The organism is Acinetobacter sp. BZX-2, from assembly GCF_055179795.1.
Genome location: NZ_CM143686.1, coordinates 2,738,198 through 2,751,473, shown reverse-complemented (window position 1 = coordinate 2,751,473; position 13,276 = coordinate 2,738,198). Strand labels below are relative to the sequence as shown.

At 37.3% G+C, this 13,276-nt stretch carries 16 protein-coding genes, 4 tRNA genes and 1 riboswitch; of the genes, 5 read left to right on the top strand and 15 right to left on the bottom strand.

Annotated features, from left to right (window positions below; genetic code table 11):
- Positions 1 to 5: 5 nt before the first annotated feature.
- From ACY45D_RS12980 to trhO, 3 genes are all read right to left on the bottom strand, one after another.
- A complete protein-coding gene (locus ACY45D_RS12980; protein WP_463107105.1) occupies positions 6 to 608 on the bottom strand; it encodes a DedA family protein in 603 nt (200 codons plus the stop codon).
- A gap of 85 nt (positions 609 to 693) precedes the next feature.
- On the bottom strand, positions 694 to 999 hold the full coding sequence (locus ACY45D_RS12975) for a hypothetical protein (RefSeq protein ID WP_463107104.1): 306 nt from the start codon (positions 997 to 999) through the stop codon (positions 694 to 696).
- A 596-nt stretch (positions 1,000 to 1,595) separates the two neighbouring features.
- Positions 1,596 to 2,528 (bottom strand): oxygen-dependent tRNA uridine(34) hydroxylase TrhO, encoded by a 933-nt coding sequence (gene trhO / locus ACY45D_RS12970; protein WP_463107103.1) that lies wholly within the window; start codon positions 2,526 to 2,528, stop codon positions 1,596 to 1,598.
- A 236-nt stretch (positions 2,529 to 2,764) separates the two neighbouring features.
- Here trhO and ACY45D_RS12965 point away from each other — a divergent pair, with 236 nt between their 5' ends.
- Together ACY45D_RS12965 and ACY45D_RS12960 are read left to right on the top strand one after the other, a co-directional pair.
- Complete coding sequence (locus tag ACY45D_RS12965; protein WP_010113147.1) at positions 2,765 to 3,247, top strand: DUF1289 domain-containing protein; 483 nt, start codon at positions 2,765 to 2,767, stop codon at positions 3,245 to 3,247.
- Positions 3,248 to 3,448: 201 nt separating this feature from the next.
- Positions 3,449 to 3,829: a DUF2750 domain-containing protein gene (locus tag ACY45D_RS12960; RefSeq protein WP_010113149.1), complete on the top strand. Its 381-nt coding sequence runs from the start codon at positions 3,449 to 3,451 to the stop codon at positions 3,827 to 3,829.
- Between the two features lie 50 nt (positions 3,830 to 3,879).
- Here ACY45D_RS12960 and ACY45D_RS12955 read toward each other — a convergent pair whose 3' ends face one another.
- Positions 3,880 to 4,452 carry a TetR/AcrR family transcriptional regulator gene (locus ACY45D_RS12955; RefSeq protein WP_463107102.1) on the bottom strand — a complete coding sequence of 191 codons (573 nt, stop codon included), beginning with the start codon at positions 4,450 to 4,452 and terminating at the stop codon, positions 3,880 to 3,882.
- 98 nt (positions 4,453 to 4,550) lie between these two features.
- Here ACY45D_RS12955 and ACY45D_RS12950 point away from each other — a divergent pair, with 98 nt between their 5' ends.
- Positions 4,551 to 5,081, top strand: coding sequence for an HPP family protein (locus tag ACY45D_RS12950; protein ID WP_010113152.1), 531 nt, complete (start codon positions 4,551 to 4,553; stop codon positions 5,079 to 5,081).
- 102 nt (positions 5,082 to 5,183) lie between these two features.
- On the opposite strand, the gene ribB is transcribed toward ACY45D_RS12950, so the two are convergent.
- Positions 5,184 to 5,843, bottom strand: a complete 660-nt coding sequence (gene ribB, locus ACY45D_RS12945) for a 3,4-dihydroxy-2-butanone-4-phosphate synthase (RefSeq protein ID WP_463107101.1) — start codon at positions 5,841 to 5,843, stop codon at positions 5,184 to 5,186.
- 109 nt (positions 5,844 to 5,952) lie between these two features.
- A riboswitch (FMN riboswitch) is annotated at positions 5,953 to 6,125 on the bottom strand.
- A 233-nt stretch (positions 6,126 to 6,358) separates the two neighbouring features.
- Here ribB and ACY45D_RS12940 point away from each other — a divergent pair.
- Complete coding sequence (locus tag ACY45D_RS12940; RefSeq protein WP_463107100.1) at positions 6,359 to 8,143, top strand: DUF2157 domain-containing protein; 1,785 nt, start codon at positions 6,359 to 6,361, stop codon at positions 8,141 to 8,143.
- On the top strand, positions 8,140 to 8,748 hold the full coding sequence (locus ACY45D_RS12935; protein WP_463107099.1) for a GDYXXLXY domain-containing protein: 609 nt from the start codon (positions 8,140 to 8,142) through the stop codon (positions 8,746 to 8,748). The genes ACY45D_RS12940 and ACY45D_RS12935 overlap by 4 nt, the downstream gene beginning before the upstream one ends.
- An 81-nt stretch (positions 8,749 to 8,829) precedes the next feature.
- Here the strand turns inward: ACY45D_RS12935 and panD are convergent, their stop codons facing one another.
- The 10 genes from panD to lolB form a co-directional block, all read right to left on the bottom strand.
- Positions 8,830 to 9,210, bottom strand: a complete 381-nt coding sequence (gene panD, locus ACY45D_RS12930; protein ID WP_089603796.1) for an aspartate 1-decarboxylase — start codon at positions 9,208 to 9,210, stop codon at positions 8,830 to 8,832.
- Between the two features lie 154 nt (positions 9,211 to 9,364).
- Complete coding sequence (gene pth / locus ACY45D_RS12925) at positions 9,365 to 9,943, bottom strand: aminoacyl-tRNA hydrolase (protein ID WP_463107098.1); 579 nt, start codon at positions 9,941 to 9,943, stop codon at positions 9,365 to 9,367.
- A gap of 20 nt (positions 9,944 to 9,963) precedes the next feature.
- Complete coding sequence (rplY, locus tag ACY45D_RS12920; RefSeq protein ID WP_463107097.1) at positions 9,964 to 10,260, bottom strand: 50S ribosomal protein L25; 297 nt, start codon at positions 10,258 to 10,260, stop codon at positions 9,964 to 9,966.
- 97 nt (positions 10,261 to 10,357) lie between these two features.
- Positions 10,358 to 11,311, bottom strand: coding sequence for a ribose-phosphate pyrophosphokinase (locus ACY45D_RS12915; RefSeq protein WP_004722497.1), 954 nt, complete (start codon positions 11,309 to 11,311; stop codon positions 10,358 to 10,360).
- A gap of 36 nt (positions 11,312 to 11,347) precedes the next feature.
- A tRNA-Gln gene (locus ACY45D_RS12910) sits at positions 11,348 to 11,422 on the bottom strand.
- 103 nt (positions 11,423 to 11,525) lie between these two features.
- A tRNA-Gln gene (locus tag ACY45D_RS12905) sits at positions 11,526 to 11,600 on the bottom strand.
- Between the two features lie 20 nt (positions 11,601 to 11,620).
- A tRNA-Gln gene (locus ACY45D_RS12900) sits at positions 11,621 to 11,695 on the bottom strand.
- A gap of 29 nt (positions 11,696 to 11,724) precedes the next feature.
- Positions 11,725 to 11,799 (bottom strand) — tRNA-Gln (locus ACY45D_RS12895).
- 4 nt (positions 11,800 to 11,803) lie between these two features.
- A complete protein-coding gene (ispE, locus tag ACY45D_RS12890) occupies positions 11,804 to 12,631 on the bottom strand; it encodes a 4-(cytidine 5'-diphospho)-2-C-methyl-D-erythritol kinase (RefSeq protein ID WP_463107096.1) in 828 nt (275 codons plus the stop codon).
- A 21-nt stretch (positions 12,632 to 12,652) separates the two neighbouring features.
- Positions 12,653 to 13,267 carry a lipoprotein insertase outer membrane protein LolB gene (gene lolB, locus ACY45D_RS12885; RefSeq protein WP_463107095.1) on the bottom strand — a complete coding sequence of 205 codons (615 nt, stop codon included), beginning with the start codon at positions 13,265 to 13,267 and terminating at the stop codon, positions 12,653 to 12,655.
- Positions 13,268 to 13,276 lie beyond the last annotated feature (9 nt).

Below are 13,276 nucleotides of genomic sequence, written 5' to 3'. Positions count from 1 at the left end.
ACATACTATTTTGTTTGATAAAACTTTTTATACAGCCAAATACTACCGACGATCACACATATTGTGATAATGACATAACCGACACGGCTAAAAATCTGCTGCATCAGTTCGGTATTATTTCCAAAATAAAAACCAACGTATGCCAAGAATGTTGTCCAAATCATCGTTCCTAATGTGCTATAACTCATAAATTTCCAAAAGGGCATACGACTCATACCTGCAGGAATACTGATCAATGAGCGAACAGCAGGGATCATTCGTCCAAAAAAAACCACACGATGACCATAGTGCTCAAACCAATCTAAAGCTTTTTTGACATCATCAGATTTGATAAAGAGATATTTGCCGTAACGATCCACCCAGCTGAACAGCGCTTCATGTGATATTTTACGACCTATCCAATAAAGCGCAGCAGCAGCGATTAATGAGCCTAGACTTCCTGCAACAATAACACCAATCAAGCTGAGCTGACCCTGTGATGCTGCAAAACCCGCTGAAGGCATAATAATTTCGGATGGGACAGGCGGAAAGACATTGTCCAAAAACATCAACAGAGCAATACCGAAGTACCCCAATTGCTCCATAATAGAAATAATCCAATCGGTCATTTTATAAATAAAAATAGGATGTTAGAAACATCCTATGATTTTACTGCATAAAAAAACAGTATGAAATTGTAGTTAAAAAAGAAAATTAATCTTGATAATGCAATAGGGTGTAAATGTAGACCTTACGCAACAGATAACATAATGCTATAGGAATAAGACTGAGCAGCAATGAAATAGCTAAATCAGCTTTTAGCGTGAAGCCGATTGCTAGAGCAATTGTTGAACCAGTCACAAGTCCTAAAAGCAGAACTAAAAAATGTGGTTGCTGATTTAATAATTTTTCAAGTTTTAGCGGATCAACACGTTTGCGTAGCATGTTCAAATTATGCAATACAGCGTGATGTGGTGTCATAGTCAAATGAGGTGAATATTTTGAAGTCACTTTTTGCATAGCGGTACTCCTAAAATTATTACAATTGATGTATGTGTCACGGTTTGTTGGTGCGTTAAAAAATTGATTTTATTTAAGTTTATACAAGTAAATTAGCAATGTTGTGGTGAAAAGCAATCACTGAGAATAGTGAACTTTGTTTGCTTTTTGTGATTTAAATTTAGCAATAAAAAACCGCAGTTTTTAGGCTACGGTTTGAAATATTGCAGTATCAACAACGAAAAGATTTTTATTGATTAGATATCTAACATCAGTTCGGGATAAACGCTGATTTAAATTGTTGAAAAGATAGATCAGGCACAACGGAGTCTTATCATTTAAAGTCAGATGAATGGATTAACCCACTTCGTCTTGCACTTCGCTTGAAATATATTTCAATCTTGTTCAGGTTCGACCTACTTTTCTTTCGGGAAAAGTAGGCAAAACCATTTGTCAGTCGCCAACTCGACAGATACTATCAAGTACCTAATATATTGCAAAAACAGAATATTGCAGATCTTGCGGAATATATTCCTCATACCTCGAACAATGCGACTGACGTTTCCGCGTATCATATAGTTGGGAACATATCTTATTCCGAACTCAGGTTTTTTAAATTAAAGACGTTTACGTTTTGCAGCGACAATTTGTGATTGACGCATACGGAAGCCAGCTTTTTGTTTTTCTGAAGTTTTATCGATACAGTATTTACATGAAACACCATGCTCATAACTGGTTAATTCAACTTCTTCTGGAAGTAAAGGCCATCCGCAAGCGTGGCATTTGGTATTTAGACCTTCTTCTACACCATGTGTAACGGCTGTACGACCATCAAATACAAAACATTCACCTTCCCACATGCTTTCATCAGCAGGGGTTTCTTCAAGGTATTTTAAAATACCGCCTTTAAGGTGATAAACCTCATTAAAACCTTCTTGAAGCAGTAATGATGTAGATTTTTCACAACGGATACCACCTGTACAGAACATCGCAATTTTCTTGTCTTTATGTTGTTCTAGGTTTTGTTTTACATACTCAGGAAATTCACGGAAAGTTTCTGTTTTAGGGTCAATGGCACCTTTAAACGTACCTGCTTTGTATTCGTAATCATTACGTGTATCAATCAAAATCACGTCGTCACGTGCAATCAGTTCATTCCATTCTTTAGGATCGAGATAATGTCCAACAAGATCGCGTGGTTTTACTTCAACGCCTAAGGTTACAATTTCACTTTTTAGTTTAATTTTCATTTTACGGAAAGGTTTTTCATCACTATGCGATTCTTTATATTCCATCGCATTGAAACCTTCACCTAAAAGGAATTGTCGAATCGTATCAATTGCTTGTCGATCACCTGCAATTGTTCCGTTAATTCCTTCACCTGCAACAATTAGAGTTCCACAAAGGTTGATGGTTTTTACCAAGTCTAAAAGACGTTGTTGAAGATCGGCAGGATCTTGAACTTCTTTGAATTGATAAAGCGCTGCAACAACCCAACCAGAGGTCGCTTGCTGTTCTACAGGTGCAAGCTGTTCTACAGTAGCGTTCATGGAAAACTCCAAATGTATAATAATAGGATAAAATTTTAGGCGCACATTTTAACGTGATTTATTGGAATATGCGAGAAATCCATACACATTGTAGTGAATTTTTAAGGCAGACAAATTTTATGGATTTAAATACTAAATCTAGTGCTTTAACATTTTTTATATACCATATATAGTATGGCTAAATTGAAATTCAGCATTGAAAATGTGTGCTAGATTGCTTGTTTGAGGAACTTATTTTGAATAGCCAACGTCGTATACCATCATTAACGCCTTGCGCAGGTCGTTGTTCTACGGTATTTGGTGATTCAGTTTGTCGTGGTTGTCGTCGTTTTAATCATGAAGTGATTCAGTGGAATACCTATTCTGCTGAGCAGCGATTGGCTGTGTGGGTACGTTTAGATGCGCAACTTGATCAAATCCTTGTACCTTTATTGCCTTTAGCGGATTTAAAACATGTCGAAGGCTTTATTCATAGCAAACATGTACGTGTTTTGGACACAGCGTCTAAAGGCAGAAAGTATTACCATGCACTTAAAATCTGTGAAAAAAATCGAAATTTAGCCCATGACAGTGGTTTGGGTATTGATTCAAAACAAGTTAAGCCTTTATGGGATGAGTTTGAGCGCAGGGTATTGGCATTGGCGAATGCAAGTTATGATTTTGCTTGGTTAAGAGCAGTTGGGATTCGACAAAGCATTTTACATTTAGAAGAAAATTAATTTTATTATTCATGTAGATAGGGCAATGCATTAAGGATGTGTTGATTGTTGATTCTGCGTGATTCAAAATTTTTAAAAAGTTTATGACAATTAAAAAATACAATTGTAGGACTGAATTAGAAAATATCTTTGAAATAGTTATTTAAAATTATATATAATGTGACTTATATCAAATAAATATTCGTAAAAACGAGAATGATCATGAATGAAGTTAAAGAATTAGAAGCCATTAAACAATTAAAAATTGAAGAAAAGTATGCGTTTTTTATTGAACAAGTGCTAGAAAATGGTGAAATTTGGGGATTGTGCGGAGAAGGATGGGCTTCATTCCTAGATGATGCACAAGGTATTCAAGCTTTTCCAGTTTGGTCAGATAAAACTTTTGCAGAGTTCAATGCTGTTGGTGATTGGGAGGGGTTTAAAGCCACACCATTTACTGTTCAGCAATTGATTACTGAACTTGCACCTGAACTCGCTCAGGCAAATATTCAGCTTTCAGTGTTTAAATTTCCACAAGATTCAGGACATTTGATTGCTGCTGAACTGCTTTCAAATACTTTGCGAAACAAGTTGGCATCATAATTTTCAATACCTTCATCAATATCTTAATAAATCTTTTTGCTAAAATTGGTTTATTGATGAGCTGCTGAAGGTCGTTCGGTATAATTTTTGATGAGTTGAAGCATTGCAGTTTTTTGCTGTTGGGCAATATCTGAATCAAAGCCTTCAACGAGAAATCTGCTGGTTAAACCTTCAATGAGATTGTAAAATAAATCGGCTACGACTCGGTCTTGACTCACTTGATGTGAAAAATGATGGATGAATTGTCGTAGCCAAATTTTATGTGCAACTGAAATTTCTATAATTTCAGTATCTTGAATAGAATACTCAGCGACAGCTCGCACGAATAAACAACCTTTAAAATGATCTTGCTGAAACCAAAGCATATGCCAGTCATAAATTTTTTCTAATGCACCAAGCCCCTCAGAATCAGCAACAAATTCAATCAAGCTTTGTCTAAAGCGTAGATCTCGTTGTTTAAGAACTTCTGCAACAAGTTGTTGTTTATTTTTAAAATAAGTATACATGGTTGTTTTAGAGCAACCTGATTCATCACGGATTAAATCCACGCCGACACTGGTAAAACTATGTGCATTAAAAAGTGCTTCGGCAGTCGTCAAAATTTTTGTTGCTGACTTAGACATCACTTGATTCTCAAAATTGATTGTTGAAAATAGTACAGATCTGTACTATTTTGATTTTAGCGCGCTAGACTCAATAAATCAATCAAGAGGACATCTCTATGTCAATATTTGCTGGAAAAGAAAAACTAGCCCCAAGGCCGAAAAATCAAGACATGATAAGATGTTTTATTGGGGGAACACTGAGCATTTTTATTTTATTGTTATTGAGTAAGTTATCGCACAACCCATTTATTATGGCGCCATTTGGTGCAAGCTGTGTCATTCTTTATGCTGTTTCACAGTCACCATTAGCACAACCTAGGAACGTGATTCTCGGTCACTTTATTTCAGCTTTGGTCGGAATATGTTTATTGAAATGGTTTGGCAGTAATGTTTTGAGTATCGCAGTTTCTGTAGGTTTGGCCATTACTTTGATGATGTATTTTCGATGTGTACATCCGCCTGCTGGTGCAAATCCATTGGTGATTTTATTAACAGCCAATAGCATTCATTATGATTGGACGTTTTTACTCTTTCCTGTGCTCACTGGATCAATTGCTTTAGTTGCCGTGGCGTATGGGGTAAATAATGTTAAAGCTTCGCAAAAGTGGCCGAGCTATGGTTTGGCATTATGGCGTAGTAAAAATTAAGATTGTGTATCAGCTTGAAGATAGGAAGTAAAAACTAAAAATCCCAGCTTACTGATTTAAACTGGGATTTAAAAGGCTCATCAATTTATAAATAACAATAGTTTAGATGTTATGCTTTAAACGATATTGCACAATTTCTTCAATGGTGATTAAGGTTAAATGATGGGTTTGTGCATATGCTAAAACTTGTACGCCTGAAGCCATTGTTCCGTCAAGATTTGTCACTTCACATAAAACACCAGCGGGTTTTAAACCTGCCATACGTGCCAAATCTATAGAACCTTCGGTATGACCACGGCGAGTGAGTACACCACCATCTTGTCCTCGAAGTGGAAAGACATGACCTGGACGATTGAGATCACTCGCTACAGCACCATCTTTAATTGCTGTGTGAATGGTCGTTGTACGATCTTTTGCAGATACACCTGTGGTTACACCTTCCGCAGCCTCGATAGTCACTGTAAATGCAGTTTTAAATTGGCTTGAGTTGTCATTCACCATAGGTGGTAATTCTAAATGATCGGCAAGTTCAGCGCTGAGTGTTAAACACACAATACCTGAACCATCACGAATCATTCGTGCCATGGTTTCGACATTTAACGTTTCTGCAGCAACAATCAAATCTGCTTCATTTTCACGATCAAAATCGTCCATGACCAAAACAGGTTTGCCTTGGCGCATATCTTCTAAAGCTTGTTCGATACGTTGATCCGCAGGGGAAAGGGTAGAAAAGAAAATTTCGGGTTGAATTAAACTAGACATTGAAACGCTCTCGTAAAAAAATTATACGGTTGAACATTTCAGGACATGAGAAATAGTGGCGTTACAAAACCATTTCCAAAATGATCATTTTGGAAATTTTTAGCTGTGACGTCGTCTTCTTTCATCCGGACTATACCGTCGGCTTTGGCATTTCACCAAATCTGCTCATTGAAAATCTTTCGAAACCCAATAAGCTCGTGGGCTGTTGGCGCATGATTTAAAGAATTAAAAATCAGACCAATTTACCACCGGTGGGGAATTACACCCCGCCCTGAAGCGATGTCATATGATTATAATCCTAAATAATCAGAAAAGTAGAGTGTTTTATAGAATGATCAGTTTTATGTATAGAACAATTTTTGCTAAAGACTTGCCAAACAGAAACAATCTCTTGTGTTTATTTGACTTAGAATAGAATTCATGTGTAAGAATTAATGTTTGCTGTATCAAGTATAAATAGGAAATGAGTTTTTAATATCGATTTTTGAAATAAAAACAAAAGTGAGGAATGAAGATTGATAAAAATACCCACACAGCACTACCTTTGGAATGCTGAATTATTCATCAAACATTTACAGGTTTTTGGTTTTACATTGCTTGCTGTAAGTATGTTGTATTTGGTTGCTGCCAACTGGTTTATGTTGCCACAAACAATTCAGCTTGCTATTCCGCAAGTTCTATTATTACTCAGTGCAATTTGTAGTTTGTTGGTCGTAAAGCATGATTTTTTAGTGCAATGTTTTCATACCATATGTGGTTTGATGATTGGTTTAAGTTTAGCCGTGATTGGACAAATTTATCAAACAGGTGCTGACAGTTATTTATTGTTTCTGATTTGGTCTGTTTTGCTTTTACCGTGGCTATATCGTCAGAATATTGGTGTGTTTCTTTTATTGTGTATAGTCAGTCAGATTGCACTTTTCCTGTTTTTTATCCAAACTTTTTTTGGGGATCAATATCCTGAATTGTTTCTAGTTTGCATTCACCTATTTGCGCTCATTCAATTTTATTTTTGTATTCGATACTATCCCAAATTACGTTACTTATTTTTAGTGTGGTTTGCCATGCTCTCTGTTTGGCATATGGTGATGTATTTATATGCAGATAAAGGCATTCTTTATTTTTTATTTTCCTTCCTCTTTTTGGGTATTTTATTTGCCTACTTTTATAAAAATAAAGATCAATTGTGTAGCACACTTTCAGCTGTGGGCTTAGGCATTACATTCACCTTGGTGATTGTTAAAATGCTGAGCGATTTTTTTGGCAATAATGAAGTTTTCCAATTATTTTTTATCGCACTGATTATTTTTGCATGGTTTGCCTTAATCACTTATTTGTTGATCAAATTTATTCCGCAAAGTCGATTTAATGCGATCCCACTCGCTGTCGGTGCTTGGATTTCAGGCGCTTTTTTTGCATCACTCATGCTGACATTTTGGGGGAAATTCTCTTTGATTATGGGTGGTGTTTTTGTAGCTGTTGCTGCTTATCTTTTGAAAATTTCACAACGTCTGTTTTTAAGGCAGTTTGCTTATTGTATATGGGTCGCTGGGCAAATCGCAGTGATTTTTCATACTGCAGATTTAACCGATCAAATACTTCCGATTGTATTATTACAATTGGGAATGTTGATATTAAGCTATTTTATACGAACACACTGGTTTTTTGTCTTTATTCAAATCTTGGGTTTATATGCTGCTGGTTTTGTTTATATTTTAGGTATCCATTCATATTGGAGTCGGACAAGTTTTATTGAAAATTTTGCCTATTTGGTGCTTTGGAATTATATCTTTTATTTTTTAATCCTTGCGATTAAATGGATTAAACCAGATGAATATCAACGCAGTTTATTACTGGCCGTTCTCGTGATTATTTTATATTCAATGGGGCTTTATACCTTATTGGGTAAATACGAACTAGTCAGAATAGAGCATATTGCTATATTCACCTATGGTTTACCTATATTGTGGTTTATTGTTTTTATGTTTTTACATATCCAAAACCAGTTCAATGTATTGGCTAAATTGATTTTAGCTACTTTTGCTACCGTACTCATTTTTTACGGTTATTTCGAGATTTTTATTTGTTTAGCCGTCATTTCTTGTGCACTAAAAAAGCAAGATAAGGTTATATATGCTATTGCACTTGTAAGCTTCGCGTTAATTTTATGGTTTATATATTATTCATTAGATGTCTCATTCCTGATGAAAAGTTTAAGCATTTTTATGTCTGGAATCATGTTGTTACTACTGACGTTTAGCTTGAGTAAATTCAAAAATAAACAGGAGTTAAGCACATGAAGAAGATGATTCCACTTTGTTTAGCGCTTTTGAGTATTGCTGTTTTTTTAGGCATGATTTTTAAAAATGAGCTGCATTTAAAAAATAGCGAAAGCATGTATGTGCGGTTGCAACCTGTAGATCCACGTTCGATTCTTCAGGGGGATTATATGGCGTTGAATTATCAATTGTATTTTGCTCCGCAAAATTCGACTCCCGAAAACACGAATCAACCTGATATCAATTCAGAAGATCATATTTTTTCAGGCCAATATTTTGATGAAATCATTAAAAATAAGTCTTCAATCGTAACTTATGTTGGATTAGATCCACAAAGGCGAGTGATTCATACTCGTTTTGAACCACTTAAAAATGTGCAGACACAACGATTGATTCTACAAAATCCAGACAATCGCTACACGAGGCTTTATCCTGCATCGCAGAGCTTTTTATTTGCAGAAGGTTTAGCAGAATGCTATCAACAAGCTGAATATGCAGAATTTAAGGTTGATGAGCAGGGGAATGCTATATTGATGTCACTCAAGGGAGATCAGTTGCAAGATTTAGGCTGTGAAGCGAAACGTGATTGGTTTGAAAGTTTTCATTCGAGGAATACAAATGCTTAAAAGGCATTTCAAAAATACTGACGCAATAAAAAATCCGCATTAAGCGGATTTTTTGCGACTGTACAATAGAAGTAACTTAAATTAAGCAACTTGAACAGGAATACAGTTTGCAGTGTGATTTACAGTGTTATTTGGATTTGCATAAACCAAACGTGGTTTATGTGCATCAGCTTCAGCATTGCTGAAATCGCCAAATGTTGCGATAATCAATAAATCGCCAACATCAGCTTGATGTGCAGCACCACCATTTACAGAAATGATGCCCGAACCTTCTTCACCACGAATAGCATAAGTTGTGAAGCGCTTACCATTTGTCACGTTCCAAATGTGAATTTCTTCATATTCGCGGATACCAGCTAAATCCAAAAGTGTACCGTCAATTGCACAAGAACCTTCATAATGTAATTCTGCTTGTGTAACAACACAACGGTGGATTTTTGCTTTTAATAAACGAGATAGCATGATTAGCGTCTCCAGAGTAGCCCTTACGATTGTTATATGGTGTTTATCTAACAATTTTCAATAGGGAGGATGCATTAGAAAGCGCATTTTGCTCTTAAAAATGTATCATGGCAAGGAAAATTGTTTAACAAAGAGTATTTTTTACGGATCAAAATTAAGGTTTATAAGCATTTATTTGATTCATTGCTTGTTGAATCTCGCCATTGACCAATAATTTTGTTCTGCCCAAAGCATGATGAATTGCATCATCCATCAATCTTTGTTCACTGCTAGGAGCTTTACCTAAAACATGCCCAGAAACTTTTTCTTTCGCGCCTGGATGTCCTATGCCTATGCGTAAGCGGTGAAAATTAGAACCGATATGCGGGACAATGTCACGTAGACCATTGTGACCACCATGTCCACCACCTGTTTTCAGACGAATAACACCTGGATCCATATCCAGTTCGTCATGGGCGATGAGAATTTCTTCGGGTTTAATTTGATAGAATTTGGCAAAAGGTACAACACTTTGACCAGAAAGATTCATGAAGGTTGTCGGTAACAACAGACGAACGTCTTGACCTTCAATATTACCGCGACCACTGATTCCTTTGTATTTTGAATCAGTTTTCAAGTGGATACCATATTGCTCTGCAAGACGTTCTACAAACCAGAAGCCTGCATTATGGCGGGTTTGGGCATATTCCGAACCGGGATTACCCAAACCAATAATCAGTGAAAGTTTACTCACTCATTTACACCATTAAACACTTATGCGCGTTTGAAGTCAGCGTGCATTGGTGTGTTTTTAGCTGGGTGACGTTGTAAAGCTTGGATTTTAACGCTTTCAGCTTTACCGTCGATGTTTACTTCAATTACTTCTTCAAAGAAAGCGTTGCTTTCTAAAGCTTTAACAAGTTCACGAAGCTCTAAAGTTACAGCTACAGGCTCAGCAGAACCACCATAGATGATCGCTGGAACTTTATTTTGCAGACGAAGGCGGCGGCTCGAACCTTTCCCTTGAACTGCTTCTTCACGTGCTACTGCATTTAATACGAAGTTTGCCATGATGACATTTCCTCATTGAGTTTAATTAAACTGAACTTTCGACCAGTCCAGTGATAGAAAGCCCCACCAAAGGGCAGGGCTTTGAAAATTTGCGCTATTATAGATAAGAATCGAACATCGCGCTAATAGATTCTTCGTTATTAATACGACGAATCGTTTCTGCAACCATACTTGCTACAGAAACTTGGCGAATCTTACCAAGCTTTAAGGCTTCATCTGATAATGGGATGGTGTCAGTAACAACCAACTCATCAATTACAGATTTGCTTAAATTTTCAAGTGCTTTACCTGAAAGTACTGGGTGTGTTGCATAAGCAACAACTTTGCGAGCACCGAAAGTTTTCAATGCATCAGCAGCTTTACACAAAGTACCTGCAGTATCAACCATGTCATCAACAATGACACAGTCACGATCACGTACATCACCAATCAAATGCATCACTTGTGATTCATTCGCTTTTTGACGACGTTTATCGATAATTGCAAGATCGATATCACCCATTTGTTTTGCAACAGCACGTGCGCGAACGACACCGCCAACGTCAGGTGAAACCACCATCAAGTTGTGATGTTGTTGTTGACGTAAGTCAGCAAGTAAAGCAGGTGTACCGTAGATGTTATCTACAGGAATATCGAAGAAGCCTTGGATTTGGTCTGCATGCAAGTCGATCATCACAACACGGTCAATCCCAACAGTTGTTAGCATGTCTGCAACAACTTTAGCTGTGATTGGAACACGAGTTGAACGAGGACGACGGTCTTGGCGTGCATAACCGAAGTAAGGAATCACAGCTGTAATACGACCCGCACTTGCACGACGCAAAGCATCAGCCATAACTAAGATTTCCATCAGGTTATCATTCGTCGGGGCACAAGTAGGTTGTACGATAAATACGTCTTTACCACGCACATTTTCAGTAATTTCGACAGTGATTTCACCATCAGAAAATTTACCTACAGCAGCAGCACCCAAAGGGATGTGCAAATGGCTAACGACTTTTTGGGCGAATTGTGGATGTGCAGTTCCACTAAAAACGACAAGATTGGGCATGAAGCACCCTTGGCGGTTGGCAAATTTGAAATTAGATGGCAGGGGCGGCTGGATTCGAACCAACGGATGCCGAGATCAAAACCCGGTGCCTTACCACTTGGCGACGCCCCTAATGCGGCAGAACTTTAATATTTTTACTGTTATCTGTCAAGGTTTTTAACAAAAAACCAAGTTGAAATAACCAATAAATTGTTCTGTCTTTTGAACTTGAAAATGGCAGGGGCGGCTGGATTCGAACCAACGGATGCCGAGATCAAAACCCGGTGCCTTACCACTTGGCGACGCCCCTAAATTTGATGTTGTATTTAATGGCAGGGGCGGCTGGATTCGAACCAACGGATGCCGAGATCAAAACCCGGTGCCTTACCACTTGGCGACGCCCCTAAAATACAACGATCTACAGATGAAAATGATGGCAGGGGCGGCTGGATTCGAACCAACGGATGCCGAGATCAAAACCCGGTGCCTTACCACTTGGCGACGCCCCTATCATTACACTTTAAAATGAATGAGTGGTGATTCATTCAAACTACTGACCATGTAGGCTTTGCAGGGTGAATGATTTAATATATCATCAATATTCATTTGTTCAGTGATTTCAACAAAAACACAAGCACCTGTACCTGTAAGCTTTGCTTTACCGAACTGATCTAAGTATTGCATAGCTTCATCGACTTCAGGGTATAAACTTCTTGCCAGTGGCTCAAAGTTATTTCCAAAATCAGATGGCTTTAGCTGATAGGCGCAAAATTTAGTAGGCTTCGTATCTCTTGTCAATGTTTTTTGCGAAAAAAGTAGTTGAGTGCTGATAAAACAGTCAGGTTTTAACACAATGTATTGTTTTTGATCTAAGTCTATGAATGTTAAGTGTTCGCCAATCCCTTCTGCCCATGCATTACGACCATGAACAAAAATAGGGACATCTGCGCCTAGCTTTACGCCAAGTTCAGCCAGTTGATCAGTATTTAAACCACATTGCCAAAGTTGATTAACAACAATCAGGGTTGTTGCTGCATTCGACGACCCACCACCTAAGCCTGCACCCATTGGAATATTTTTTTCAATGCGTACATTTAACCCTGAAATATTTTTCGCATAGGGTTTTAAGATATGAATGGCTTTGTAGATTAAATTCTGTTCGCAATAAACTTCATTTAAGCCTTCAATGTGAATAGCAGAATCATCTGTTTGAGTGAATTCTAGCCAATCAAACAAATCAATCAGTTGAAAAATACTTTGCAATTCATGGTAGCCATTTTCACGACGTCCTGTGATGTGCAAAAACAGATTCAATTTAGCAGGCGAGGGAACTCGAATCATAGTCTTGAGAACTTAAATAAATTAACGATTTTGAATGACCATTGTAATACGATTTTCCTGATCTGCTTCAAGTTGTTGTTTTAAAATCAACTTGTTTGGTAATTTAGCTTGATCGTTATAACTCAAATCGACAGCCCAACCATCCTCAATAATTTTGGAAATTCGTTGTGCATCATCACGAGTGATTTGTGCATTTTCAGTCGCAGGAACGGCTTGAACCCAATTGACAATATGCGTGATTGGTGCAACCCAACCTGTTGCTTTTTCTAAAAGTTGTTCAGGATTTTCTGCCGAAATTAAGCCTGTTTTTGAACTATTCAGGGTTACTTCACCTGATTTACCCTCAATAATGGTTTTACCAATACCCAAAATACCATTCAATTGAATACTAAAATCTTGTTGATCTTGTACCCATGTATAAAATGCGCTACCTGATTGTTTAGGTGTTTTTACGCCAATTTTCCCTTCTAAATTAAATTGGTTAGTCGGTTTTTCTATTGCAATATTCGCTGTTTCATTGCTTGGCGCTTCTAAAGTTGGTGTAGTTGGAGTGGTTTTAACCATGTGTTGACAACCTGTAAACACTAGACTACTGATTGCGATAAAGGGAAAAGCAATATGTTTGAAATTGCGCATAAATGGTCA